20 protein-coding genes, 2 tRNA genes and 2 pseudogenes are annotated in these 25,097 nt (G+C 60.8%); 12 read left to right on the forward strand and 12 right to left on the reverse strand.

Annotated features, from left to right (window positions below; genetic code table 11):
- The 3 genes and pseudogenes from ACTG19_RS19060 to ACTG19_RS19070 form a co-directional block, all read right to left on the reverse strand.
- A pseudogene (locus ACTG19_RS19060) lies at nucleotides 1-982 on the reverse strand (ABC transporter permease).
- Between the two features lie 118 nt (nucleotides 983-1,100).
- Nucleotides 1,101-2,786, reverse strand: coding sequence for an ABC transporter substrate-binding protein (locus tag ACTG19_RS19065; RefSeq protein WP_005353816.1), 1,686 nt, complete (start codon nucleotides 2,784-2,786; stop codon nucleotides 1,101-1,103).
- A 415-nt stretch (nucleotides 2,787-3,201) separates the two neighbouring features.
- Nucleotides 3,202-6,638 (reverse strand): annotated as a pseudogene (locus tag ACTG19_RS19070) (ATP-binding protein).
- A 249-nt stretch (nucleotides 6,639-6,887) separates the two neighbouring features.
- Here ACTG19_RS19070 and ACTG19_RS19075 point away from each other — a divergent pair.
- A tRNA-Gly gene (locus tag ACTG19_RS19075) sits at nucleotides 6,888-6,963 on the forward strand.
- A 57-nt stretch (nucleotides 6,964-7,020) separates the two neighbouring features.
- A tRNA-Cys gene (locus tag ACTG19_RS19080) sits at nucleotides 7,021-7,094 on the forward strand.
- Nucleotides 7,095-7,142: 48 nt separating this feature from the next.
- On the opposite strand, the gene ACTG19_RS19085 is transcribed toward ACTG19_RS19080, so the two are convergent.
- Nucleotides 7,143-7,436, reverse strand: coding sequence for a hypothetical protein (locus tag ACTG19_RS19085; protein ID WP_111900519.1), 294 nt, complete (start codon nucleotides 7,434-7,436; stop codon nucleotides 7,143-7,145).
- 212 nt (nucleotides 7,437-7,648) lie between these two features.
- Here ACTG19_RS19085 and ACTG19_RS19090 point away from each other — a divergent pair, with 212 nt between their 5' ends.
- The 8 genes from ACTG19_RS19090 (at nucleotide 7,649) to ACTG19_RS19125 (ending at nucleotide 13,357) form a co-directional block, all read left to right on the forward strand.
- Nucleotides 7,649-7,849 (forward strand): YbfA family protein, encoded by a 201-nt coding sequence (locus ACTG19_RS19090; protein ID WP_005334863.1) that lies wholly within the window; start codon nucleotides 7,649-7,651, stop codon nucleotides 7,847-7,849.
- Nucleotides 7,850-8,283: 434 nt separating this feature from the next.
- Nucleotides 8,284-8,547 (forward strand): BufA1 family periplasmic bufferin-type metallophore, encoded by a 264-nt coding sequence (locus ACTG19_RS19095; protein WP_005334862.1) that lies wholly within the window; start codon nucleotides 8,284-8,286, stop codon nucleotides 8,545-8,547.
- Nucleotides 8,548-8,619: 72 nt separating this feature from the next.
- The gene (gene bufB, locus ACTG19_RS19100; RefSeq protein ID WP_139408015.1) at nucleotides 8,620-9,468 is read left to right on the forward strand and encodes an MNIO family bufferin maturase; all 849 of its coding nucleotides are present in this window, start codon (nucleotides 8,620-8,622) and stop codon (nucleotides 9,466-9,468) included.
- Complete coding sequence (locus tag ACTG19_RS19105) at nucleotides 9,461-10,213, forward strand: HvfC/BufC family peptide modification chaperone (protein ID WP_439989415.1); 753 nt, start codon at nucleotides 9,461-9,463, stop codon at nucleotides 10,211-10,213. The genes bufB and ACTG19_RS19105 overlap by 8 nt, the downstream gene beginning before the upstream one ends.
- The gene (locus ACTG19_RS19110) at nucleotides 10,210-10,653 is read left to right on the forward strand and encodes a DoxX family protein (RefSeq protein ID WP_201989950.1); all 444 of its coding nucleotides are present in this window, start codon (nucleotides 10,210-10,212) and stop codon (nucleotides 10,651-10,653) included. The genes ACTG19_RS19105 and ACTG19_RS19110 overlap by 4 nt, the downstream gene beginning before the upstream one ends.
- Before the next feature lie 97 nt (nucleotides 10,654-10,750).
- Nucleotides 10,751-11,230 carry a GNAT family N-acetyltransferase gene (locus ACTG19_RS19115; protein ID WP_439989417.1) on the forward strand — a complete coding sequence of 160 codons (480 nt, stop codon included), beginning with the start codon at nucleotides 10,751-10,753 and terminating at the stop codon, nucleotides 11,228-11,230.
- A gap of 90 nt (nucleotides 11,231-11,320) precedes the next feature.
- Nucleotides 11,321-12,622 carry a methyl-accepting chemotaxis protein gene (locus ACTG19_RS19120; RefSeq protein ID WP_439989420.1) on the forward strand — a complete coding sequence of 434 codons (1,302 nt, stop codon included), beginning with the start codon at nucleotides 11,321-11,323 and terminating at the stop codon, nucleotides 12,620-12,622.
- A gap of 180 nt (nucleotides 12,623-12,802) precedes the next feature.
- Nucleotides 12,803-13,357: a DUF3332 domain-containing protein gene (locus ACTG19_RS19125; RefSeq protein ID WP_439989421.1), complete on the forward strand. Its 555-nt coding sequence runs from the start codon at nucleotides 12,803-12,805 to the stop codon at nucleotides 13,355-13,357.
- A gap of 58 nt (nucleotides 13,358-13,415) precedes the next feature.
- Here the strand turns inward: ACTG19_RS19125 and ACTG19_RS19130 are convergent, their stop codons facing one another.
- The 6 genes from ACTG19_RS19130 to ACTG19_RS19155 form a co-directional block, all read right to left on the reverse strand.
- Nucleotides 13,416-14,474 (reverse strand): FUSC family protein, encoded by a 1,059-nt coding sequence (locus ACTG19_RS19130; RefSeq protein WP_439989422.1) that lies wholly within the window; start codon nucleotides 14,472-14,474, stop codon nucleotides 13,416-13,418.
- Between the two features lie 62 nt (nucleotides 14,475-14,536).
- Nucleotides 14,537-16,300 carry a bifunctional molybdopterin-guanine dinucleotide biosynthesis adaptor protein MobB/molybdopterin molybdotransferase MoeA gene (locus ACTG19_RS19135; RefSeq protein ID WP_421286307.1) on the reverse strand — a complete coding sequence of 588 codons (1,764 nt, stop codon included), beginning with the start codon at nucleotides 16,298-16,300 and terminating at the stop codon, nucleotides 14,537-14,539.
- Nucleotides 16,297-16,941: a molybdenum cofactor guanylyltransferase MobA gene (mobA, locus tag ACTG19_RS19140; RefSeq protein WP_019446236.1), complete on the reverse strand. Its 645-nt coding sequence runs from the start codon at nucleotides 16,939-16,941 to the stop codon at nucleotides 16,297-16,299. Before mobA ends, ACTG19_RS19135 begins: the two co-directional genes overlap by 4 nt.
- Nucleotides 16,913-17,608, reverse strand: a complete 696-nt coding sequence (locus ACTG19_RS19145) for an energy-coupling factor ABC transporter ATP-binding protein (RefSeq protein ID WP_158112131.1) — start codon at nucleotides 17,606-17,608, stop codon at nucleotides 16,913-16,915. The genes mobA and ACTG19_RS19145 overlap by 29 nt, the downstream gene beginning before the upstream one ends.
- Nucleotides 17,609-17,642: 34 nt before the next feature.
- Complete coding sequence (locus tag ACTG19_RS19150; RefSeq protein ID WP_439989424.1) at nucleotides 17,643-18,344, reverse strand: ABC transporter permease; 702 nt, start codon at nucleotides 18,342-18,344, stop codon at nucleotides 17,643-17,645.
- A gap of 129 nt (nucleotides 18,345-18,473) precedes the next feature.
- On the reverse strand, nucleotides 18,474-19,316 hold the full coding sequence (locus ACTG19_RS19155; protein ID WP_439989425.1) for a substrate-binding domain-containing protein: 843 nt from the start codon (nucleotides 19,314-19,316) through the stop codon (nucleotides 18,474-18,476).
- A gap of 255 nt (nucleotides 19,317-19,571) precedes the next feature.
- On the opposite strand from ACTG19_RS19155, the gene ACTG19_RS19160 reads away from it, so the two are divergent.
- Nucleotides 19,572-20,927: a sigma-54-dependent transcriptional regulator gene (locus tag ACTG19_RS19160; RefSeq protein ID WP_064339669.1), complete on the forward strand. Its 1,356-nt coding sequence runs from the start codon at nucleotides 19,572-19,574 to the stop codon at nucleotides 20,925-20,927.
- Nucleotides 20,928-20,952: 25 nt separating this feature from the next.
- Complete coding sequence (locus ACTG19_RS19165; protein ID WP_439989426.1) at nucleotides 20,953-23,055, forward strand: sensor histidine kinase; 2,103 nt, start codon at nucleotides 20,953-20,955, stop codon at nucleotides 23,053-23,055.
- Nucleotides 23,056-23,135: 80 nt separating this feature from the next.
- Here the strand turns inward: ACTG19_RS19165 and ACTG19_RS19170 are convergent, their stop codons facing one another.
- Together ACTG19_RS19170 and ACTG19_RS19175 are read right to left on the reverse strand one after the other, a co-directional pair.
- Entirely contained in the window at nucleotides 23,136-24,002 is an 867-nt protein-coding gene (locus ACTG19_RS19170) for a helix-turn-helix transcriptional regulator (RefSeq protein WP_013723539.1), read from the reverse strand.
- A gap of 15 nt (nucleotides 24,003-24,017) precedes the next feature.
- Nucleotides 24,018-24,875 carry a formate dehydrogenase accessory sulfurtransferase FdhD gene (locus ACTG19_RS19175; RefSeq protein ID WP_439989427.1) on the reverse strand — a complete coding sequence of 286 codons (858 nt, stop codon included), beginning with the start codon at nucleotides 24,873-24,875 and terminating at the stop codon, nucleotides 24,018-24,020.
- Nucleotides 24,876-25,097: the final 222 nt, after the last annotated feature.

The following is a 25,097-nucleotide window of genomic DNA, read 5'->3' on the forward strand; positions in this document are numbered from 1 at the left end:
TTATTTGCCTCCTGTACGCAGACGGGGATCCAGGAAGACGTAGAGCACGTCGGCCAGGAAGTTGAAGCTGAGCATGGTGATGGTCATGATGAGCAGCTGCCCCTGAATGAGCGGGTAGTCGCGGGCCAGAATGCCCTGATAGAGGGTCAGGCCCAGGCCGGGATAGTTGAAGATCACTTCGGTGATGAGAGAGCCACCGATGACGAAACCGAGCGCCATGGAGAGGGCGGTGACGCTGGGCAGAATGGCGTTGCGGGCGCCGTAGTTGAAGATCACCCGGTTGCTGGAGAGCCCCTTGGCCTTGGCCATGGTGATGTAATCCTCGCCCAGCAGGTTGATCATGTTGTTGCGCATGGTGATGAGGAAGCCCCCCACCTGCACCACGGCCAGGGTCAGCACCGGCATGATGGCGTGAGTCATGATGCTCTTGATGTGCTCCCAGCCCCAGTCAGCCTTGATCTCCGGGCTGTAGGCGTAGCCGATGGGCAGCCACTCGAGGCTGACCCCGAACAGGAACAGGGCGAGCAGAGAGACCACCACCGGCGGAATGGCCTGCATCACCAGGGTGAGCGGGGAGAGAATGCTGTCCATCCGGCCGCCGCGATACCAGGCGGCGAAGATGCCGACGATGGAACCGATGGAGAAGCTCAGGATGGTGGAGGTGCCGACCAGAAACAGGGTCCAGCCGATGGCACGGCCCAGCACGTCAGAGACCTGCTGTGGGTAGAAGCGCACCGAGGTGCCGAGATCCCAGGTGAAGACACTCTTCACATAGGTGAGAAACTGGGTGCCGATGGGGCCGTCGACAAAGCCGAAGGTGGCTTTGAGGGCTTCCAGGGCGGCGGGTTCCATCATGGCGCCAGCGCGGGCAAACATCACGGACAGGATCCCCTGGCATGGCACGGGGTAACAGGAAGTTGATGGTGGCGGCTACCAGAAAGGCAACCAGATAGAAGGAAAAGCGTCTCAGTATGAATCCCATGATAGTACCTTTTACTGCAAGTCTGCCCCGCGTCGGGTATAGCTACCCCAACCCCGGCGGTGCCGGGCAAGAAGGGGATTAACGGGGAAGATGGCCCCCCGCAGGGGGCCGGGATTGTTTAGCTGTTTGGCTTGAGGGACAACACGTGCAGCAGACGCTCAGGGGTGTCCGGGTGGAGCTGAGGTTTGGCTACCGGGTTATCAGCACTGAACCAGCCGTTGAAGCGCTTGGTGCTGTACTCATACCAGGTCGGGTTGTTGAAGACCGGAATGATGGTCTGGTTGGCACCAACACGATCCTGGATGGCGAACATGATCTCCTTCTGCTTGGCCGCATCGGCGGTCTGGGTGAAGTCATCGATCAGCTTGTCGAGCTCGGGGTCCTTGTAACGGGGCGCGGCGAAGCGGTTGCCACGGTCACCCATGTTGCGGGAGTGGAACGCGGTCTCGAAGTACTTGTGCGGGTTGGCACCGGCAAAGTAACCCTGCAGGGCGACATCGAAGTCACCGGTGATCAGGTTCTCGGTCCAGACGGTTGCTTCTGGGGTGGCGGTCTTGGCGTTCAGGCCCAGTGCCTGCAGCCCTTCTACACCGATCTGTACTGTGTTGACCCAGTCGGTCCAGCCGTTCGGTACCAGTACCTTGAACTCGATCTTTTTGCAGCTCGGGGTGTCGAGGAACTTGTCGCCGTCACAATCCTTGTAGCCTGCCTCTTTCAGCAGGGCCTTGGCCCCTTCCAAGTCGAACTTGTTGTACTTGCCGTACTTCTTGTCCACTTCCGGGTTGTTCCAGGAGTCAAAGGCTTTGCCCAGACCTGACGGGTACTCGTTGACGGTAGGGTAGCCGTAGCCTGCGATATCCACCATGGACTGGCGGTCCATCGCCATGGAGAAGGCGCGGCGGAAGTTGATATCGTTGAAGGCTTCGTTATTGCCCGGGTTCTTGGTCTGGAAGTTGACGTTGAACGCCACGGTACCGGAGGCCGGGAACCAGTATTTGTTGTTCTTCGGATCGTTGCCGACGTAGAGGCGCTCGATATCCGGCACGAAGGAGCCGAACCAGTCGATGTCACCCTTCATGACAGCCGCCAGCACCTGGTCGTTGGTGGCCATCTGCGGCATGCGGATACAGTCGATGGCGAGGTTGGCGTTATCCCAGTAGTGCGGGTTGCGGCACTGGGTATAGAGCTGGGCGGAGAAGTTGTCCACTTCGGTGAAGGGGCCAGTACCAACCGGCTTGTCGTTGGTGAAGGCAACCGGATCTTTCACCGATTTCCACTGATGCTCCGGCACGATAGGTACCAGCACCAGATCGTTCACCACGTTAGTGTTGACCTCGGTCAGGTCGAATTTGACCTTATTGGGGGCGAGCTTCTCGACGCTCTTGATCTGGGTCCAGATTGAGCGCTCATCCAGCGCCTTGTTGGCCTTGACCAGATTGAAGGAGAAGATGATGTCATCGGCATCAAAGGCTTCGCCGTCAGACCATTTCACGCCGTCACGCAGATCGAAGGTGACGGATTTCAGGTCATCGCTGAACGCATAGTTGGTGGCCAGACGATAGACGGGTTTGCCCCCTTGCATATCGTTGAAGATCACCAGTGGTTCATAGATGAAGTGACGGGTGGTGTGCAGCAAGCCCGCTTGCAGGAAGGGGTTGAAGTTCTTGACCCAGGCGGTTTCCTGCTGTGCGACCATGGTCAGCACGGTTTTGTTTTCTGCGGCCATGGCGTTACCGGCGGCACCGGCAAGCATCATGGTTCCCAGCATTACAGCGGTAGAGATTTTGGATACTTTGGCAAGCATATGTTTTCCTTTCTTATTTTTTGGCATTCCCGAGGGTTCGCCTTGTTTTGTGTGAGCACCGGTTTCGCATGCTGATGAAATCGGCCCTCTGTGTTGGTCAGGTGTCTAACCTTTGTCGTTCTGTTTTCCAACGCCCTAAGCAAACCAGAATTAACAGGAAAACAACAACTATTGATTTCGTTGTTTTCGTAAAAATTGACGGTGTTACGTCAATCTCGTCAAAATGCTTTTTTATCTGTTTAGAATCATTGGTTTGCGTTATTTGCTCTCGCGTAGAAAGTGGATGTGAAAATGGCGTATATGACAAATTTGTGAATTGGATCTGCTCTCGGTTTCGGAGTTGTGCGGGGCTTTGTTTTGTGCAAAAAGAAACCAGATTGCCAATTGTGATCCGGCGCCCGTTTAGGGCGCCGTGTCACGGTTTGCGGTTGGCGAGTTGACGCAGGGTCTGGGCGCTGTGCTGCAACTGGTGGCGCTGGTGGTCATTGAGCGGGCAGTGGCCCAGCACATACTCGGTGGTGGCCACTACCGTCTTCCAGCGTGGCGACTTGGGCAGGGTGTCCAGACTCAGGTATTTGTCGAGGGTGCGGGTCTGCGGGCTGGATCTGTCCATATAGACCCGCCACAGCTTGCTCTTCTCTGCCAGCACGATTTTGCCCTTGCCGGTCCCCTGCTGCCAGGCATCCAGGGTGAGCTGCATGGTCTCTACCAGCGCCCGGCGCAGCGGCTCGTCATCCTGCTGGCGAATAAGGTCGTCGGCCAGTGAACGGAACTCGCCACCCAGGCGGCTCAGCTCGCCCAGCAGCTGTTCATCTTCGATGATGGCTTGCCGTGAGAGGTTCTTGAGGGCGTTCTCCAGCGCCATTACCCGGTTCTCATCCTGACGCAGCTCGGTACTCAGAGTGAGGGCGAAAGCGGCCTGTCCTCCGAGCGCGATGGGCAGGGCGCGGGCGTTGAGTACATCTTTTTGCCCGGCCACCAGAAACTCCAGATTGTGTTCCCGCTCGCTGGCAAGGTCGGGCCACTGCTGTTGCAGCGGGGTGGCGAGCCACTCATTGAGGGGCTGCCCCTCCATGGCTTCCGGCTCCTGTCCCAGCAGGCGCGCCAGTACCCGGGAGGCAAACAGCACTGTGCCCTGCTCGTCGATAAAGATCATGGGGTCGGCCCCTTCGCCGAGCAGGGCCAGCAGGCGCTGCTGATCCTGATGCAGCCGATCCTGCAGGGTGAGGCGATGTTCGATCTCCTGCTTCAATAGCCGGTTCTCTACCAGCGAGGCGCGTCCGGCCTTGGCCTCCAGCAGTGCCTTGACCCGGGCAAACAGCTCTTCCTTGCAGAAGGGTTTGACCAGATAGTCGTTGGCACCGGCCCCGAAGCCCTCCTCGATATCCTTGGGCTGGTTGAGGGCGGTGAGCAGCAGCACCGGCAGCATATCTTTCGGGTGCTGCTGGCGCAGGCGACGGCAGACGTCAAAACCGGAAAGGGTCGGCATCATCACATCGAGCAGGATGAGGTCCACCGGCTCCTCGGCCAGCTTGGCCAGCGCATCGTGGCCGTCACTGCTGGGCAGGATGCGGTAGCCGCAGGGTTGCAACAGATGGCGCAGGATGTGCAGGTTGATGGGCTCGTCATCCACCACCAGAATGAGTGGCGCATCCTCGGGGGAGGGGGCAGATCGTCGCTCTCCCAGTCCGGCAGGATCAGCGGTTGCTGGCGCACCAGCTGATGCTCGATCTGGCGGCTGTCGAGGGTCAGATTGGCCGCTTTGCCGGTGGCAAGAGGCAGGGTAAAGGCGAAGGTAGAGCCGACGCTCGGCTCGCTCTCGACGAACAGCTCGCCCCCCATCAGGTGCACCAGCTGGCGGGTGATGGAGAGGCCAAGGCCGGCCCCCTGCTTGCTTACCTCCGGGCTCATCTGCACCAGTGGCTCGAAGATATGTTCCAGATGATCGGGGGCGATGCCGATGCCGGTGTCGGTGACCTTGATGCGCAGAAAGTTGTTCTCGACGATGGCGCTGAGCACCACCTTGCCCTGCGGCGTGTACTTGATGGCGTTGCCCACCAGGTTGTAGAGCACCTGTTCGAGCCGCTGCTCATCGGCCAGCACCGGCGGCAGTTCGGCCGGGCTGATATCCACCAGAGTGAGGGGTTTGGCCTGCACCAGATGCTGGCAGAGGTCCAGCACCAGCCGGATAACCCCTTTTGATGAGACGGGTTGTGAGTGGATCTCCAGCTGGCCGTAGCGCATCTGGTGGTAGTCCAGCAGATCGTCCACCAGACGGGCCAGACCATCGGCGCTCTTGATGATGAGGCCGAGCTGCTTTTGCTGCCCTTCGGTCAAATCCTGCTGGCTTGCGAGCATCGACTCGGCCATCCCCTTGATGCCGTGAATGGGGGTACGCAGCTCGTGGGAGGTGTTGGCCAGCAGTTCATCCTTGAGCTTGTCTGCCTGCTGTAAGCTGAGGTTCTGCTTGTGGGTCAGCTTGACCTGCTGTTGCAGCTCCTGGGTCTGCTGTTCGATCAGTTCGATCTTGTCCTTCACCGAGCGCTGCATATGGCGAAACGCCTCGGCCAGCCGGTCGATATCATCGCCGGTGCGCTCGATGGCGATGGGGTGATCCAGCGCGCCGTCGGCCACCTGCTCGGCTGCTTCGGTCAGGGATCGCAGCGGCGCCGTGATGGAGTGGGAGAGCCAGCGGGAGAAGAGGATCAGCAGCAGTACCGAGCCCGCACCCAGCACAATCACCAGGGTTTCCAGTTGGCGGATCGGGGCATAGGCTTCCCGGGTGGAGATCTCGGCGATAAAGGCCCACTCGGTATCGAACACCTTCACCTGGGTGTAGGCGGCCAGCACCTCGTCATCCTGATAGGAGTGGAACAGCCCGACCCCCTGCTCGCCGGAGAGCGTCTTGGTGATGAGGGGCGTTTGCAGTGGACGGAAGTTGGGGCTGAAGCTGTTCTCTACGCTGAACTCCGGTGCCAGCCAGGCATCGGCGCGCATCCGCTTGTCAGGGCCGATCAGGATGGTCTCGCCGGTCTCGCCCAGCCCCTCCCGCTCCGCCATGATCTGGTTGAGCTTGTCCGGCAGCAGCTCGAAAATCACCACACCGCGCACATAGTCGTACTGCATCACGGGGGCCGCCATGTAGGCGACCACCTGCCCGGTCAGCTCGTTGCGGCCAAAATCGGTGAATTCGAAGATCTGCTGCGGCTTCTGGCCGCCATCAAGGCGGCGTTTGATCTTGGCAAAGGTCTGGCCCAAGCCACTGCCCTGATAAGGTCCGGAGAGCAGATTGGTGGCAAAGTTAGGGTGCTTGGTGACCGAATAGACCACATCACCGTTGAGGTCCACCAGAAAGATGTCGCTGTAGTTGGACTTGCGCACCATGTCGGCATAGCCGCGATGAAAGCGTTGGTGCACCCGGCCATACATCTCGTCGGCGAGGATAAGCGCCGTGATGGAGGGTTCGATCTCCACCTGACTGTCCGGTTTGCGCAGTTGATCCCAGGATCCGGGCAGATAGCGGGCCTGGGCACGGCTGCGGGCCTCCTGCGGCGTGGTACCCAGCTTCTCGAAGGCGCCGGTAAAGCCATAGAAACGGCCGATACTGTTGCCGGCAAAATCCTGCTGGGAGAAGTTGATGATCTGCTCTTTGAGGTTGTTGAAGTAATCCTCGAGCTGACTCTTCTTGATATTACGGACGGAGACCAGATGGTTGGAGGTCTGGGTGGTGAGATCCTTGCCGTGGCTGTATAGGAAGAAGAGGGTGATGACCAAAAAGGGCACCATGCCCAACATGAAAAAAGCCAGCATTAACTGCGGCCTGAGCCCACGAAGCGTGAAGATCCATTTCATCTTGTGATTTTCAATTGAGAATCCGGTTATTAAGCCGCTCAAGTCTCGAACGAAAGCGTAATCATTTCAACGACTTTATCCCAAATTCGCTTGGTGGGTCACAGCTGGCTGGAGAAAAATGCAGCAAGGCGTTTAAACACTGAGCAAACAGTCTGCATCAGGGCTTAAATTGCGAAAAAGGGGTTGTGCTGGCGCTCGTGGTACGTATAATGCGCCTCGTTGTCAGGCAACTGGCACGAAAGCAGTAACGCGGGAATAGCTCAGTTGGTAGAGCACGACCTTGCCAAGGTCGGGGTCGCGAGTTCGAGTCTCGTTTCCCGCTCCAATTTTCCATCACACCAACGATGGAACTCACTTTCAAGACAATCAGTCTTGTCAGCATGGCGCGTTAGCAAAGCGGTTATGCAGCGGATTGCAAATCCGTTTAGTCCGGTTCGACTCCGGAACGTGCCTCCATCTTTCCTCTGTTTATCTCAATCATCACTTTTCGAGTCTGAGCTTTGGTCAGTATCCTTGCTGTACCAGTAACTGTTCGCAGCCAGCCTGTTTCCACTCGCGCTCGAGATAGTGGCTCACATCCGCCATGTTTTGCCCCCGATATTGAAACTGCACCTCGGCACTGTGCTGGTTGAAATCCGCAATCCGTTGCTTCAGTGTGCCGCATTGCCACAGGCTGACGGTGGGCACGCCCCGTTCGGCCAGCACGATGGCATCTTCCCGATTCAGTTGCCACTCCTCCAGTTGTGCCCGTGTCAGGGCAACCATCAGCACCAGCAGTGCCACTTCCGGCAGTTTCATGCGTGTCTCCCTACTGCATGTTTTTCCCCTGATAACTGTGGCAAAGCGCACGATTTTCGCAAGTTTGTTAACTGTTGGTTAATGACGTAACCCGTTTTCAGTATTTCCCGTTTTTCACCATTTTTTTATAAAAAAATGCGTTGGTGATGTAGTAATCCTACATGGAGTGGGGTAATCTTTGCTCAGTGGTCTTACCAGTAAGGAGTTACATCATGTTTCATCCCTTTTCCCTGACTCAGATTATTCTTCGTCGCATTTATGTATTGCTGGTGGGCATTCTGGCTTTCCCCGTGATGCTGTTTCGCAGCGATCGTGCCCGCTTCTACAGCTATCTGCACCGGATCTGGAATAAAACCAGCACCAAACCGGTGTGGCTCAAAATGAGCGAGCGTGGCGAGCGGATCTTCTACTAAACCCCATTCGCACCATGTGCAAAAAGAGACAGCCAAAGCTGTCTCTTTTTTTATCTGTTTGCCGCAACTCCTGGCTCCCAATACCACTCAGATTGTTTATTTCTTGTTTCTTTAAAGTTGCATCCAGCCCTGCCTGTTGGCGGGGCTTTTTTATGTCTGACGCATCTCTTTTGATGGAAGCAGTGAAGAAGATTAACGGGGTTAAAGCACCATATGGCACTTTTCTCGTTCATTAATGGGTGGTCGTCGAGAAATTTTCAATGATGAAATAGCTGTTTAAAATCAATTGGTTGAGTGTTTTCCTTTGGGTTTTTTAACTCTTTTTGTGTTTTTTTTGAAAGGGAATATCCCGTTTGCCGGTTCTATTGCAGGTACCCGGTTGCGACAAATCGGGGATATCAGCAACATCCAACGACATCAAAAGGAACATGAACATGAATGTTAAAAAAAGCACTGCTATCGCCTCCGCCATGACCGGTCTGCTGGCGCTGGGCGCCCAATTTATCGCGGCGCCAGCCATGGCTGCCGATGAAAAGGAGAAGTGCTACGGCGTGGTCAAGGCCAGCAAAAATGACTGTGCGACCAAGAGCAGCTCCTGCGCCGGTACTGCCAAGGAAGATGCTCAGGGTGATGCCTTTGTGGTGATGCCCAAAGGGCTGTGCGAGAAGCTGGTCGGCGGCTCGCTGCAACCCAAGTAAGAGACATCGGGCAGGGGATGGCCAACGGGCCGCCCCCTGCATCTTCTCTGATTGGTGAAAGTGAGTCTTGCGATGAACCCTTTGATTGGTATCGGATTACGCTCTCCCCATTACGACGAGATCCGGCAAACCCTGCCGGCAGTCGGTTGGCTGGAGGTGCATAGTGAAAATTACTTCGAACGGCACAGCCAGGGTTTTCAGGTGCTAGCCGAACTGGCGCAACACTACCCCGTCAGTCTTCACGGCGTTGGCATGTCCCTCGGTTCTGCCGACCCGCTCGATCCGCACCATCTGCAGCAGTTGTCGACACTGGCCGCGGCGATCAAACCGGTACGGATCTCCGAACATCTCAGCTGGGGCAGCATTGGTGGGCGTTACTTCAACGAGCTGCTGCCGGTGCCCTATACCCGAGCCTCCCTGCGCAACATGAGCGACAAGATCCAGCAGGTACAACAGACCCTGGGTTGCCGCATGTTGATTGAAAATCCCTCCTCCTATCTGCAACTGCCCGGCGAGATGAGCGAGTGGGAATTTCTGGCCGAGCTGCAGCAGCGCAGCGAGTGCGGCATCCTGCTCGACCTCAACAATCTCTATGTCAGTGCCTTCAATCACGGTTTCTCTTGCGATGAGTATCTGGCAGCGATCGATCTCGCCACCGTCGGGGAGATCCATCTGGCCGGTTATACCGAGAAGCAGCTGCCGGAAGGCTCCCTCTATATCGATACCCACAGCGCCCCTGTGGTGGAGCCGGTCTGGGAACTCTATCGCCAGATCTGCCGCAAGCAGGCTATTCCTACCCTGATTGAGTGGGACCTCGAGATCCCGCCGCTGCCGGTCTTGCTGGCAGAGGCGACGCAGGCCGGCGCCATTCTGGATGAGGCGTGTGCCATGAGTGCACCACGGGAGGTGGCCCATGGCTGAACTGGCACAGCTGCAACAGCACTTTGCCGATGGTCTGCTGGGGGCGCCTGACGCCATTTCCCCTTACATCAGCTCCCGGCTCTTTTCTGCCGAGTCTGTGCTGCAGGTCTATCGCAACCACTTCATCCTGAGCCTTGGCGAGGTGCTGGCGAGCAGTTATCCCGCCGTCAAGGCCATGGTCGGGGATGACTTTTTTGCAGCGGCGGCCCGTGGCTTCGTATTGGCAGAGCCGCTCAGGGAAGGGAGCGTCATACACTATGGCGCCGGATTTGGCCAATGGTTGGCCCGCTTGCCGACTACAACCGGACTGCCCTGGCTGGAGGCGCTGGCGCAGTTCGAATGGCAGCTTGAGCGTGCCAGTCTGCTGCCGCTGGAATCACGCTGCTGGCCAGCCGAGCGTCTGGCCGCATTATCGCCGCAACAATGGGAGCAGCTGCGACTCTTGCCAGCTACGGATCTGCTGCTGGTTGCCAGCGATTATCCGGTGCTGGCCCTGTGGCAGATGGCGCTGCACTGTGGTGAAGCGGTGGAGGTGCTTGATGCCCCCGTCTGGTTGGCATTGAAGAAACAGCCGGATTGCCGGGTTGCCCCCTTGCCCCTGACGGCGGGTGAGTGGGCGCTGCTACAGGGTTGTCTCGCTGGTACGGCGCTGGTCGAGCTGCTGGCGGCCGACCCTGCGGCCAGTGCACATCTCACTCGCCTGATAACCCTTGGTCTGCTGGTGGATATGGAGGTCATGCCATGATGGCAAACAAATGGCTGGCGCTGGCCAGCTCGAGTGCTGATTTGCCGCGCTGGAGCAGCGCTGGTGTGCTGTTGCTGGCGCGGCTTTGGGTCGCGTCGGTTTTTATCACTTCAGGCTGGCTCAAGCTGACGGCGTGGGATTCCACTCTCTATCTGTTTGAATCCGAGTATCAGGTGCCCCTGCTGCCCTGGTTGTGGGCTGCTTATCTGGGTACGGCGATCGAGTTGTTGCTGCCGCTCTTCCTGCTGGCGGGGCTTTTTACTCGCCCGGCAGCCTTGCTGCTGTTTGGCTTCAATATCATGGCGGTGATCTCCTACCCGACCCTCTGGGCGGGTGGCTTTTACGATCACCAGTTGTGGGGCTGGATGCTGCTGACCCTGATCATCTGGGGCGGCGGTGTGCTGAGCCTGGATCACTGGCTGACACGTCGCAGCCATTGATTTATCAGTGATTTCCCCAATGACAAAGAGCGCCACAAGGCGCTCTTTGTCATAATGACGACCGGCGAAATTTCCCATGAGAGAAAAGGAGCAACCCATGATCATTCGTCAGGCAAGGGCCGCAGATATTCCCGCACTGGTGGCGTTGCGCATGGAGCTGTTTTGTGAGGTCGGTGAGCTGGTGACGCAGCAGGCAGACCCGGCCTTGTGGCAGGCCACCCTTGACTATTTCACCCGGGCGATGAGTGAAGAGAGTGCTTTATCCTGGCTGGCTGAGGCCGATACGCAGGAGGGCGGCAAACAGATCGTGGCGGCCGGGACGCTGGCATTGTTTGAACGGCCGCCCTATCCCGGCAATCTGGCGGGGGTGGAGGGGTATCTGCTCAATATGTATACGCGGCCACAATGGCGCCAGCAGGGGATCGCCACGGCGCTGCTCGATGCCATTACAGCCTTCGCCAGATCGCGTCAGCTGGGCAAGGTGTGGCTCCATGCCAGCGAGCAGGGGCGCCCTCTCTATGAGCGGATCGGCTTTGTCGCCAATCCGGCCTATCTGGAGTGGGACCTGACTACCTAATTGATGAGGCCCCGCTATCTATCTGGTTTCTCGTCTAAAATTGATGCAGAAAAAATGTGGTCACATCAATGTAACAGCGGAGCGGGGCAGATGTTTAACTTCAAACTCAAAGCGGAATTACAAGCGTGTCAAATGCAGTTGGCCCAGGCCCAGGCATTTATTGATGCAGTAAAAGTCGGTGTCGCTACCATCAGTTTCACACCAGGTGGCGAGATCCTCGAGGCGAACCCGCTGTTTCTGAGTGTGGTGGGCTATTGCGAGCAGGAGGTGATTGGTAAACACCACCGGATTTTTTGTGATGCCCACTACGTCCAGTCATCCTCCTATGCCCAGTTTTGGGAACAGTTGCGTCAGGGGCATTCCCACAGTGGCATCTACCAGCGCATTGATAAACATGGCAGGGAGTTGTGGCTGGAGGCGACCTACTTCCCGGTCAAGGTTGAGGGCAAGGTGGTCAGGGTCGTCAAGATAGCCTCCGATATCACCGAGAGTTATCAGCAGTTGAGTCGTCAGAAAGCGATCATCTCGGCACTCGATCGGGCGCTCGCCATTATCGAGTTCACCCCCAAGGGGGAGATTGTGACGGCCAATCAGAATTTCCTCTCCTGCGTCGGTTACTCCCTTTCTCAGCTCAAGGGGCAGCATCACAGGCTGTTTTGCGATGAGAGCTTCTATCGCGAGCAACCCCACTTCTGGGACGATCTGGCCCACGGCCAGCTCAAGTCGGGGTTGTTCAGTCGCCGTGACAGCCACGGCAACGAGATCTGGCTGGAGGCTACCTACAACCCCATCAAGGATGAGAGCGGCAAGGTGGTCAAGGTGATCAAGTTTGCCAGTGAGGTGACAGAGCGGATCAAGCGCGCCCAGGCCGTGAGTGAGGCGGCCAACATAGCCCAGACCATTTCGCAGGAGACCACCCGCTTTGCCGAAACCGGGTCTGAACTGCTGGCGGCATCGGTTGCCATCTCCAGCGCCATTTCCGAACAGGTGAGTCGCACTTCCGGCCTGATTGGCCAGCTCAATGAGCAGTCGAAAAGCATTGAAGCTATCGTCTCGACCATCAGCAGTATTGCCGAGCAGACCAATCTGCTGGCCCTGAACGCAGCCATCGAGGCCGCCCGGGCCGGCGATCAGGGACGCGGCTTTGCGGTGGTGGCCGACGAGGTACGTCAGCTGGCTGCGCGCACCTCCCTCTCGACCGGCGAGATCGCCAGCGTGGTTCAGAAAAACCGCGAACTGACGGCCCAGATCACCGGCAACATCAACGAAGTGGCCACCAGTGCCCAGCGTGGCAAGGAGCAGATAAGCGAAGTGAGCAGCGTCATGGTGCAGATCGAGCAGGGCGCCATCAATGTGACCGAGACAGTCTCCAATCTGGCCATCGGCTCCTGACGGTTATTGGTTGTTGAACAAGGCACCGATCGGATGACAATCCCATCGGTGCTTATTTATTGCTCACTTGGTACGCCAATCTGAACCCCTCCTGTATCGTCCCGCCATTGTGAATTGTCCTCTTCTGGCCCCTTGATTAGGCTTGCCGCCTCATTCATTTCAGAGCAGGAACAGAACAAGATGGCATTACAACAGAAGGGGCGGGCAATGGCCCTGCTGGTTATGGTCGCGAGCATGGGTCTGGGCGGCTGTATGGGGCAGATGGGGCTTTCCGGCATGGTCACCAAGGGCAACCTGAGTGTGGTGGATAACCGCTACGGTCGTGCCGGGGTCTTTATGCTGCTCTCCCCTGTCTATGGTCTGGCTGCGACCGCTGACCTGTTCGTTTTCAATACCATCGAGTTCTGGTCTGGCAAGAACCCGATCACCGGCAAATCTCCGGCTGTGGTGGACATGAAAGCCGATCCGGTGATCAAGGTGAACCAGCATCTGGATCCGGCCCTCAAGACGGTGCCGTTGGCCATGCTGCCACAAGGGGTGCGCGAGGTGGAGATCAGCTACCCGGACGAGCATACCGCCCAGATGGAAGTGCACTATCTGGATGGCCGTAGCAGCATGATGCGCGGTGAGAAGCGCGGCGAGCTGATGGATATCTATTTCGACGGCCGCTTTGTATCTACCCTGAGCCGGTCAGAGCTGGAGCAGATGAGCGCAAACGCCCGCGCCGCAGCCTGATTATTGCGGCCATGCCGACCGACAACGCCCCGCAACTGCGGGGCGTTTTGCATTGGGCCTAGTCGGGCTGCTTGCGATGGGGCGGGGTGAGGATCAGTCCCAGCAGGCGGCGCAAGTGGGTGAGCTGCTCGGTCAGCTGCACGTTGAGCCAGAGGTAACCATTGATGGCCGCCTCTGCGTTGGGCGGCAGCGATACCTGGGTCGCCACCTCGTGCAGGCGGGCGATGGCGGCATCGGCGCCGCGCCCGTCACCGGTTTGCATCATCAGGGCAAGCTGGTTGATCGCCTCCTCGGTGGCCAGATGGCAGGCGTGCAGTTCGCGGGTACTCTGCATCAGGAAGTGGCTCTCCCGATCGTTCCAGTAGGTGTTGGCCAGCATCTCAAGAGTGCAGAGGGTGTTGCGCATGGTGACCTGCACCGCATCAAACAGGGCGACGCTGTGGCGCGTCTCCTTGGCCGCAGGGGCCAGCAGGGCCCGCAGTTTGCCGGTCTGTGCCAACAGCTGGGAGAGATTGTGCTTGAGGCGCGGGCGCTCCAGCACATTGGGGGAGAGGTGAGTGTGATAGAGCCGCCCCGACTGCTGCAGGATCTGGTGCAGTTGCAGCCGCCAGTGGCTATAGGCCCGCTGGGGATAGATGCTGCAAAACAGCAGCGCCAGCAGGGAGCCCAGTATCACGTCGGCACTGCGCCACAGCGCCGTCTCGATATCCCCCGGCATGGCCCCCATGGTGACCCCCAGGGTGATGCCGATCAGCAGCCCCACATAGGGGCGCTTGCCGAGGGCCAGATAGCCGCAGAGAAACATGATGCAGCCGCACCAGATCAGGGTAAGCGGTAGCGAGTAGATCTCGAGATAGAGCGCCACGACCCCGCAACTGGCGCCGAAGATGGTGCCCACCACCCGCTGCAGGGCGCGCGACAGTACATTGCCCCAAAACGAGATGGGGCCCATCACCACCACCAAGGTTATCAGCGGCCAGGTGCTCTCCGGCAGTTTCAGCTCGCGGGTCAGCAGAAAGGTGAGCATAAAGGCGAGCGCAATGCGCAGGCCATGGACGATCCGGTAGCGGCCGTAGACCAGCAGTTCGAGTCGGGAGAGGGGGGCATCAAGACGCACAGTCTGCCTCCTGTCAGGTGGGTGACGGGGCGCCGTGCATCCGGCCGACGCCCCGTCGGGATTTAGGCCAGTCGTCCCTGCAGGGGGTGGATCCAGACCCGTTCGCCAACGGCGATCCCGGGTTGGTCCGGTACGATTTCAATCAGACAGTTGGCATCGGCCATGGAGCTGAGAATGCCGGAGCCCTGTGGCCCTGTGGTGCGCACCCGCAGCTGGCCGTTACGGTCCTGATGGAAGATGCCGCGCAGAAACTCGGTGCGCCCCGGGCGGCTCTTCATCTTCTCGTCCGCCAGCGCCGAGAGGCGCAGCGGCTGCCACCGCTTGCCTTGCAAGCGGGCGATGGCAGGCTCGACAAATTGCAGGAAGCAGACCATGGCGGCTACCGGATTGCCGGGTAGGCCGAAGAAGGGGGTCTGCCCCAGCTTGCCAAAGGCGAGCGGGCGGCCCGGTCGCATCTGGATGCGCCAGAAATCGATCTGGCCAAGCTCTGCCAGCACCAGCTTGATAAAGTCGGCGTTGCCCACCGAGACCCCGCCGGAGCTCAGCACCAGATCGGCGCTGGCGGCGGCCTGCTCAAGCTGCTGGCGCAGAATGGTCTTGTCATCGGGAATGATGCCAAGGTCCATCACCTCGCAACCGGCGGCGCGGATAAGGGCCATCAGGGTGAAGCGGTTGCTGTCGAAGATATGGCCGGGGGCGAGCTGCTCGCCCGGCGCCTGCACCTCGTCGCCGGTACTGAACAGCGCCACTTTCAGCGGGGTGCGCACCGTGAGACCGGCCTGACCGAGCGATGCCGCCAGCCCCAGCTGGGGGGCGCCCAGCCAGGTCCCGGCCGGGATGGCGACCGCGCCCTTGGCGAGATCTTCGCCGGCCAGGCGCACATTCTGCCCTGCGCGGATCGGTGCGGTGACCGTGACCCACTCACCTTCAATATGCGTCTCTTCCCGCATCACCACGGTATCCACCCCGGGGGGCAGCGGAGCGCCGGTCATGATCTGCACCGCCTGACCGGCCAGCACAGGCTCGTGGCGCTGCTGGCCCGCCAGCACTTCTCCCACCAGTTGCCAGCGACCGGCGGCGAGATCGTCGCTACGAAGGCCAACACCATCCATTGCCGAGTTGGCATGGGGGGGCACATTGATGGGGCTTATCAGATCGGCGGCCAGCACGGCGCCGTGGCATTGGGCCAGCGGTTTGTCGCTGCAGGCCGTGCTCGGGGTGAGGGCCGCCAGAATGGCATTGCGGGCCGCCTCGACCGAGAGAAAGCCCTTGCCCGCCTCCGGCTCCTTGCTCTGGCAGCCGTCAAGCCAACTGCAGACGAAGTCGGCGATAGCCGCCAGATCGTTGATATCGAGGCGGGGCAGGCTTGTCTGCTGTTGTTCGCCACTCTGTTGGGGCTGATCGCTGGCCAGCGCGATGATGTCGCTGTCTTCGGGGAAGAGCAGCGGCTTGCCAATCTCGGCGCGGTGCAGCTCGATTTTCGGGAAGTGTTCGTGCTTGAACCCCTCGACCAAGAGCAGATCGAGCTCTGTCTGATCGAAGCTGGCCAGCAGCTGGCGAAAGTCCGCTTCGGCCAGTTCCGTCTCAATGATACGAGCGTGGCGACAGCGGGAGGCCACCATCATCTGCTGGGCACCCGCCTTGCGCAGGCGATAGCTGTCTTTGCCCGGTTGGTCGATATCAAAGTCGTGGTGGGCGTGCTTGAGCACCCCGATGCGCAGGCCGCGATCCACCAGCAGGGGGATCAACTGCTCCAGCAAGGTGGTCTTGCCGGTGCCGCTCCAGGCGGCAAAGCCGAGCAGGGGAAGAGTGGGGGCCGGGGTCATGAGGTGACTCCTTGTTGGGGGGCGATAGCCGGGGCGAGCAGACGGGCCTCGTAGGCGGCCAGCTCGGCAGGGCTATTGAGATTGATAAAGGCATCCGGCTGATCGGCAAAGCTCACCACCGCCATATTGTGGCGGGCAAACCAGATATCGATTTTGCGCTCACCCTCTGCCAGCGCGGCGGTGAGGGAGGGGAGCAGGGATTTGTGCAGCAGAGCCACCACGGGTTGCAGCCAGTCGCCATCGTGGGCCACTACCAGCTCGGTATCCGGGGTCAGGGCGGCGCGAAAGCGGCTCATCAGATCCAGCGGCAGGGCGGGGCCATCGCAGGGGACAAACAGCACCCAGTCGTGACGGGCGGCGGCAAGGCCCGCCTGCATGCCCGCCAGCGGGCCGAGATAGTCGTTGTTGTCATCGCTGATGACCGGGGCCAGCGTCTGATAGCGGGTCTGACTGCGGTTGGCGTTGATCAGCACCTCATCCACCTGGGGGCGCAGGCGCGCCAACACATGGTCGATAAGGGGGCGTCCCGCCAGTGCTACCCATCCCTTGTCTTCGCCCCCCATCCGGGTGGCGCGGCCTCCTGCCAGGATCACTGCTGATACGGCAACGGGATCAGAGTGGCTGTCGCTTTTTGAAGTCATGTCGCTCGATGATTTTTAAAGGGGTCGTCTCTTGCAGCTGGCCACGGGCGAGGGTCCATTGCCGCTCGCACAGGTCGGTCAGGGCGTTGCTCTGGTGGCTGATGACGACCAAGCCGCTGCCATGTTCCAGCAGATCTTGCGCCAATGCGGCCATCAGGGCAACCGAATGTGTGTCCAGATTGGCGGTGGGCTCATCCATCAGCAGAAAGGCCGGTTGCAGTGCCCAGGCGCGTGCCATCGCCAGCCGTTGCCGTTCGCCACCGGACAAAATGCTGATGTGCTCCCGTGCCAGCCCCTCCAGCTCGACCCGGCGCAGCGCCTCGAACACCCGGATCTCGCTGCCGAGTTGTTTATCCAGCGCCCAGGCCACGTTGTCGTGCACCGTGCGATCGAACAGATAGGGTGTCTGGTGCAGATAGGTGACCCGGCCCGGCCCCAGATCCCGCTTGAGCAGCCGGTTGAGCCGCTGTTGCCAGCGCCCCGGCAGATTGGTGTGGCCGCGGGTGGGGGCCAGCAGCCCCGCTAGGATCTTGAGCAAGGTGGTCTTGCCCACCCCGTTGGCCCCGTGCAGCCAGATGGCATCCCCCGGTGCGATAGCGAGCCGGTCAATCTCGAACAGCTGGCGCTCGCCAAAGCGCATGGTGAGTTGCTGGGCGGTCAGGGCCATGGGGTACTCCTGTTGATACACAGTGGGGGCATGGTCAGTTCTTCAGATAGCTGTGGCCGCGACAGGCCGTCAGCAGCAGGTTGAGCAAGAGGGCGAGGGTGAGCAGCACGATGCCGAGGGCCACCCCCTGAGTGAAGGCCCCTTTCTGGGTCTCCAGCGCGATGGCGGTGGGGATATTGCGGGTGAAGTGCAGGATATTGCCCCCCACCATCATGGAGCAGCCCACCTCGGTGACGATGCGGCTAAAGGCGCCGATGATGGCGGCCAGCAGGCCAAAGCGGCACTCGTGCATCAGGCCGATCAGTGCCTTGGGCCAGGAGACCCCCAGGGTCAGGGCGGTCTCCCAGGCACGCCGGTCGCTCTGGACAAACGCCGCGTGAGCCATGGTGGAGATCACCGGAAAGGCGATCAGCATCTGCCCTACCACCATCGCCTGCTGGGTAAAGAGCAGCTTCCAGTCGCCAAAAGGGCCGGCCCGCGACAGCAGCATGTAGAGCAAGAGGCCAATCACCACGGTCGGCACCGATTGCAGGGTGTTGATGCAGGAGAGCCAGAGCCAGCGGCCGGGCAGCGGCAGATAGGCCAGGGCAAAGCCCAGCAGCAAGGCGGGCAGCAGCACCAGCAGTAGGGCGATGCAGGAGACGGAGAAGGAGACCCCCACCACCTGCCACAGTTCGGTGTCACCACTGAACAGCAGGGCGAGGGCCGCCAGCGTGGTATCGATCAAGGTCCGCATGACGCATCTCTCTCATCGTGCAGGGCGAGGGCCGTCCATACGGTCGTGTCGAGCAGGGTCGGCATCAGGCGCCTCCCTCAGCGAACCGGGGGAGGGCCATCAAGGTCATCGCAGGAGTCAGCGTTGCCATTATTTCCCGTTGGCATCCGCTACGAACAGCGCCTGACCGGCTACCTTGAAGTCGCCGATCAGCTTCTGGCCATGCTCGGAGACCAGCCAGTTCTTCAGGGTGCGTGCCCCTTCGGTGTTGAGATCCGGGTAGCGCTTGGGGTTGACCAGGATCACCTGATAGGGGTTGAACAGGCGCTTGTCACCCTCCAGCAGTACGGCGAGATCCAGCTTGCTCTGGTAGGCGAGCCAGGTGCCGCGGTCGGTCAGGGTGTAGGCACCCAGCTCCGAGGCCATGGTCAGGGTCGGCCCCATCCCCTGGCCGATGGACTTGTAACCGGCAAACTCGGGTTTGACGTCAGCGGCTTGCCACAGGGTCTTCTCTTTGATGTGGGTGCCGGACTCGTCACCGCGGGAGATAAAGGTCTGGCCCTGCTCCTTGATGGCTTGCAGCCCCTTGGCTGCGTCGTGCAGTTTGCCGAGACCCGCCGGATCTTTGACCGGGCCGACGATAACGAAGTCGTTGTACATCAGGTGTACCGGCTCGATGCCAAAGCCTGCGTCGACAAACTTCTTCTCGGCAGAGGGGGCGTGGGTCATCACCAGATCCGCATCGCCATTCTCGCCCATCTTCAGGCTCTGGCCGGTACCGGCCGCCATTACCTGCACCGGATAACCGGTCTCCTTGGTGAACTGGGGCAGCAGCCAGCCCAGCAGACCGGACTGCTCGGTGCTGGTGGTGGTGGCGAGGCGGATCGGCGCTTTTGTGGCATTAGTATCCGCTTCGGCGTGGGCCGCACCGGCGATCAGCAGGCTGGCGGCGAGGGAGAGGGCAAAACGTTTGAGGTTGGTTTTTATCGTCATCGTGATGCAACTTTTTTCAGGGTGGATGAGGAGAGGGCAAGAGTAAGCAAGCAGGGTGCCAAACTGTTCCTTTGCCGCTGCATTCACGGTTTGCCTTTTAAAAACAGAAGCTTATTAGAATCAATTTGGTGAGCTTGTTATCGCTTTTAATAATTGGTGTTGGTGCTTTTGATACGGTAAGGACAAAATGTCCCACTAAGGTTCTGGTTATCGGGACATTCACCGACCGTACGTGCATCCGAGGTACTTTTTTCCATGACACTCCCTCCCAGCCGCTGGTCTGCCCTCTCCCTGCTTATCGTTGACGATGAGCCCGGCATGCGCAGCTTTCTGGCCAAGGCGCTGGCCAAGCGTTTTGCCCAGATTGAGACTGCCGCCAGCGTGGAGGAGGCGGAAGCCCTGCGCTGCCGCCTTCACTTCGACCTTATCATCGCCGACATCCGGCTGCCGGGGCGCTCCGGCATCGAGTGGCACGAGGCCATAGACCCGGCCACCCGCCGCAGCGACATCATCTTCATGACCGGTTTTGGCGATATGGAGACCGCCCTCAAGGCGCTGCGCCTCGGCGCCAGCGACTTTATCCTCAAGCCCTTCAACCTCGATCAGATGGTGCAGGCGGTGGACAGAGTCATCGAGCGCCGCCAGATGGAGCGGGAGAACCTGCTGCTGCGCCGGGAGGTGAGCAAGCTCTTCCCGCCCACCCTGATCGGCGACAGTGCAAAGACCCGCGAGCTCAAGACGCTCATCGCCAGAGTGGCGCCCTCCAACGCCGCCGTGCTGGTGGAGGGGGAGTCCGGCACCGGCAAGGAGTTGGTGGCCCGCGCCCTGCATCAACTCTCCGGCCGGATGGGGGCCTTTGTGCCCCTCAACTGCGCTTCCATCGCCCCGGAGCTGCTGGAAAGCGAGCTATTTGGCCACGTACAGGGGGCCTTTACCGGCGCCCGCAAGGGGCGCGACGGCCTGTTTCGGGTCGCCCATCAGGGCACCCTGTTTCTCGACGAGATCGGCGAAATGCCGCTCGCCATGCAGGCCTCCCTGCTGCGGGCGCTGGAGCAAAAAGCGATCCGGCCGGTGGGGGCTGAGCGCGAATTGGCGGTGGATGTGCGCATCGTCGCCGCCACCAACCGCAACCTCAAGGCCGAGGTGGAGGCGGGCCGCTTTCGCGAAGATCTCTTCTATCGCCTCAACGTGGTGGCGCTGCCGGTAGCCCCGCTGCGGGAGCGGATCGACGATATCCCCGCGCTGGTGCACCACTTTACCCGCCAGCTCACAGCTGAGATGGGGATGGGCTCCTTGAGCTGGACCCACGAGGATGTGGTAGCGATGCAGGCCTACCCCTGGCCCGGCAACGTGCGGGAGCTGCGCAATCTTATCGAGCGCTGCCTGCTGCTGGGCAAGCCCCCGGCGGATTACTGGCAGAGCAGCAAGCCCGCCGAACCGGGCACGAGCGAGGAGGGTTATCCGCTGGCGTGGCCGCTGGCGGAGGTGGAGAAGGCTCACATCCTGCAGGTGGTGGCGAGCCATGATGGCAACAAGTCGGCCGCCTCCCGGGTGCTCGGGGTGGCGCGCAAGACGCTGGACCGCAAATTCAAGGAGTGGGCCATCGAATGAGGAAGGCTGACTGGATGGGGTGGCGATGAAGCTGACCCTGCTCTCCCGCTGCATGCGCGCCCTGTTGCCCCGTTGCGTCCGCACCAAGGTGCGCTGGCGCCTGCTGCTGCTTACTTCGGTGCCCATCATGCTCACCCTGGTGGGCATGATCGCGCTCACCCTCTACTGGACCCTCACCTACAGCTGGCAGAACCTGCTCACCACGGTGCGCAGCGATCTCGGGGTGGCCCACCACGCCATCACGGTGCAGCAGCAGCGCCAGACCGAGCATCTGGAGCATTTGCGCGATGCCTGGGCCTTTCAGCTGCGGCTGCGGGAATCGCCGGATCAGCTGCATGACTGGGTGATGCCGCTGGCGGCCAACTATGGTCTCGATTTTCTGCGCTTGCGCCGTGGCCCCGAGCTGGATCAGCTGACGGCGCAGGAGCGCGCCGCCCTCACGGCCGGGCGCAGCGTCAGCCACTTTGTGGTCTGGTCGCAGCAGGAGATGCTCGCCCTCTCCCCGCAACTGGCCAAGCGGGCTGTGCTGTGGCAGCGGGATGGCACCAGGGTGGTGGAGAATAGGGGGCTGATCAGCTTGTCACTGACCCCTGTGATGGGTCGCGACGGATCGCTCTGGGCGGTGCTGGAGGGGGGCGAGCTTGTCAACGGCAGCACCCGGCTGGTGGATGAGCTCAAGGGGCAGGTGTTTGCCAAAAACACCCTGCCGGATGGCAGTGTCGGCACCGTTACCCTGTTTCTCGACGATTTGCGGGTGAGCACCAACGTACCGGTCAGCAGTAGCCGTCAGGTGGGGCGGGCGGTGGGCACCCGGGTCTCGCCGCCGGTGCGCGAGCAAGTACTGGGGCGGGGGGAGATGTGGGTTGACCGCGCCTTCGTCCACGACGCCTGGTATGTCTCTGGCTACGAGCCGCTGCTGGGAGCCAGGGGCGAGCGGCTCGGCATGCTCTATGTTGGCTTTCTCGAGTGGCCCATCATCCGCACCTACCTCACCAATCTGGTGGAGCTGGGATCCGGCGTGGTGCTGCTGTTGCTGCTCTCCGGCCTGCTGGTCTATCGCGGCGCGCGGGATCTCTTCTCCCCCATCGAGCGGATGCACAAGGTGGTGCGGCAGGTGCAGGCCGGGGAGTCGGCCCGTATCGGCCCGCTGGCCCTCGACCCTGACCACGAGCTGGCCCAGCTCGGTCGCCAGTTTGACGCCATGCTGGACAGGCAGGAGGCGCACCAGCAGCAGATGGCTCGCAGCGCCGATGAGCTGGAGCAGAAGGTGGCCGAGCGTACCCAAAGCCTTGAGCTCAAGACCGCCGAGCTGGAAGATCATATCCATATGCTGACCGAGGCGCGCCAGCAGCTGCTCATCAGCGAGAAGCTGGCAGCCCTTGGCGAGCTCTCGGCCGGTGTGGCCCACGAGATCAATAACCCGCTGGCGGTGATCCTCGGCAATGTGGAGCTGATGAAGCTGGAGCTGGGGGAGGCGGCAGAGCCGGTCAGCGAGGAGCTGACGTTGGTGCTGGCCCAGATCGAGCGCATCCGCGCCATCACACGTAGCCTGCTGCAATATTCGCGCCCCGGCGACTACGAGACGGCGCCTGTGTGGCAGCACCTCAACCCCATCATCGAGGAGAGCCTGACCCTGGTGCGCTCCGCCCTGCGCCAGCAGCAGATTGAGCTGGTAGCCGATCTCAGGGCCCAGCAGCCCATCGAGGCGGATCGCCAGCAGCTGTTGCAGGTGCTGATCAACCTCTTGGTCAACGCCAGCCACGCGCTGGGGGAGCAGGGGGAGATCCGGGTCGAGAGCCGCGACTGGGTCGATGAACTGGGTCAGCTGCGCGGGGCCGAGGTGCGGGTGATCGACAACGGCAGCGGCATCGAGGCGGCCATTATCGACAAGATCTTCGACCCCTTCTTCACCACCCGCGCCACCGGCACCGGTCTGGGGCTGGCCCTGAGCCACCGCATCATCAGCCGCTGGGGTGGGGAGCTCTTGGTGGACTCCACCCCGGGGCAGGGGAGCTGCTTTACCGTGCGGCTGCGCAGCCACGCCCTGCTGCCAAGCGGCAGCGAGCCCGCGAAACTGGAAGGGTGGCGCATCGCCCTCAATGCCGAAGGGCGTGAGACAAGCGATTGATGCTGTTATAAAAAGGCCCGTGACAAAAACAGCCCGTCAACATGGTTGACGGGCTGTTTTGTCGGTGGGTGAGTGGTTATTTACTGCGGACTCCACACCAGCTTGCCGCTCTGGGTCAGGTCATAGCCGCCGAGGCGCGCCGCCAGCTCACGCCCCTCGGGGGATTGCAGCCAGCCGATCAGCTGTTGCAGCAGGGTGCGAAAGAAGACCCCCTGCGGCATCACCAGATCGAAGCACTCCTGCGACAAGGGCATAAAGCCGAGGCCAAACTCGGTGGCGGTGCTCTGGGCGCCGGGCCCGACATCCGCATCGCCGCGGCTGATGGCGGCGGCCAGCTCCCGCTCGCTGTTGACCTCGAGGGTGCGCTCCAGCCGGGTCAGCGACTCCCCTTGCGTTTGCAGCCACTCCTGCAGGGCACGCTGGCTGCCAGCCCCTTCTTGGCGCATGGCCCAGCGCCAGTCGAGCGCCTCTTTCGCCTCCTTGGGTTGCAGCCCCTGGCGCAGCACCAGCCCCTGCACCCGCCTAAATCCATGAACGATCACCCATTGCCGGTGGCCCTGATACTGCTGCACCAGCGCCGGGTGGCGCAGGTGGGCCTCCTCGGCCTGGCCCCAGTGGATGGCGCAGAGATCCACATGGCCGCGCGCCAGCATCGCCAGCCCCTGACGGGTGCCACACGGGGTGTAGCCCACCAGTGCCTGGGTGCCGAGCTGCTGCGCCAAGCGGCTGCTGGCGTAGTGGAGCAGCACGTCGTCCGAGCCCGCCAGCAGCAGCCGGTCGTTCATCACCCCCTCGTGGCAACTGCCGAGCAGCCAGCGATCGAGCAGGGAGCGGGGAAACAGCCACTTGCCGGTCGCCTTGGTGGCGGGGATGCGCGCCTCGTTGGCGAGCTGGTAGACCTTCTTCTCGTTGAGATCGAGGTATTCCGCCACCTGCTTCACGTTCATAAACTCGTTCATGACTTAATCCCGCATCCCGCGACCGGCTGAACCGGGCGCCAGCACCGGCGGCTTCTCGTCCAGCACCATATGGTCGTGGCCGCTGAATACCTCGAAATGGCGCCCCTTGGCGCGGGCAATCATGGTGATGCCGAGCTGGCGGGCGAGATCCAGCCCCATCTGGGTGACGCCGGAGCGCGACAGCAGCACCGGAATCCCCATCTGCGCCACCTTGATCACCATCTCCGAGGTGAGCCGCCCGGTGGTGTAGAAGATCTTGTCGTAGCCAGCCTCGCCGCGCATCCAGAGCTCGCCCGCCAGGGTATCCACCGCATTGTGGCGCCCCACATCCTCGACAAAGGAGAGGATTTCGCTACCGCGACAGATGGCGCAGCCATGCACGGCACCGGCCATCTTGTAGGTTTCGTTATGGGCCGACAGCGCCTTGAGCAGGGCGTAGAGGGTGCTCTGTTTAAGCTCGGGCGCCGCCAAGACCACCCCTTCGAGCTTCTTCATCACGCTGCCATACATGGTGCCCTGACCGCAGCCGGAGGTGACCGTCTTCTTCTCCAGTGATTTGTCGAGATCGGCGGCCTGCTGGCTGCTCACCACGGCGGCGGCCTCGCTATCCCAGTCGACGATCACCGACTCGATGGCCGAAATATCCTCGATAAAGCCCTGATTTTTAAGGTAACCCAGCACCAGCGCCTCGGGGCGGGCCCCCAGCGTCATCAGGGTGACGATCTCCTTCCAGTTGAGGTAGACCGTCAGTGGCCGCTCACAGGCGATTTGGCGGGTGTTCATTATGCCCTGTTCATCCATCACCTCGACGGCCATGGTGAGCTGGGCGGCAGCATTGCTTTTGATAAAGGTCGGTGTCATGGGCCCCTCGCGACCGGTTGCCGGGATCTAAGGGGAGGGATACAGCAAGTTTTGTTCCAGAAGTTTCATTCTAGAAGGTGCAATGCTAGTTTTGTTGGTATATCTATCAAATGATTGGTTGGCAAATATTAGCCTGAGTTTCTTGGTTCGTTTCAAGATGCTTCGCTCATAGGGTCGGCTTGACGTAGGGCGCCGTGATTTTATGAGTGTGTTAGGGCATCG

Source organism: Aeromonas sp. 3P (assembly GCF_051919745.1).
GTDB lineage: Bacteria > Pseudomonadota > Gammaproteobacteria > Enterobacterales > Aeromonadaceae > Aeromonas > Aeromonas veronii.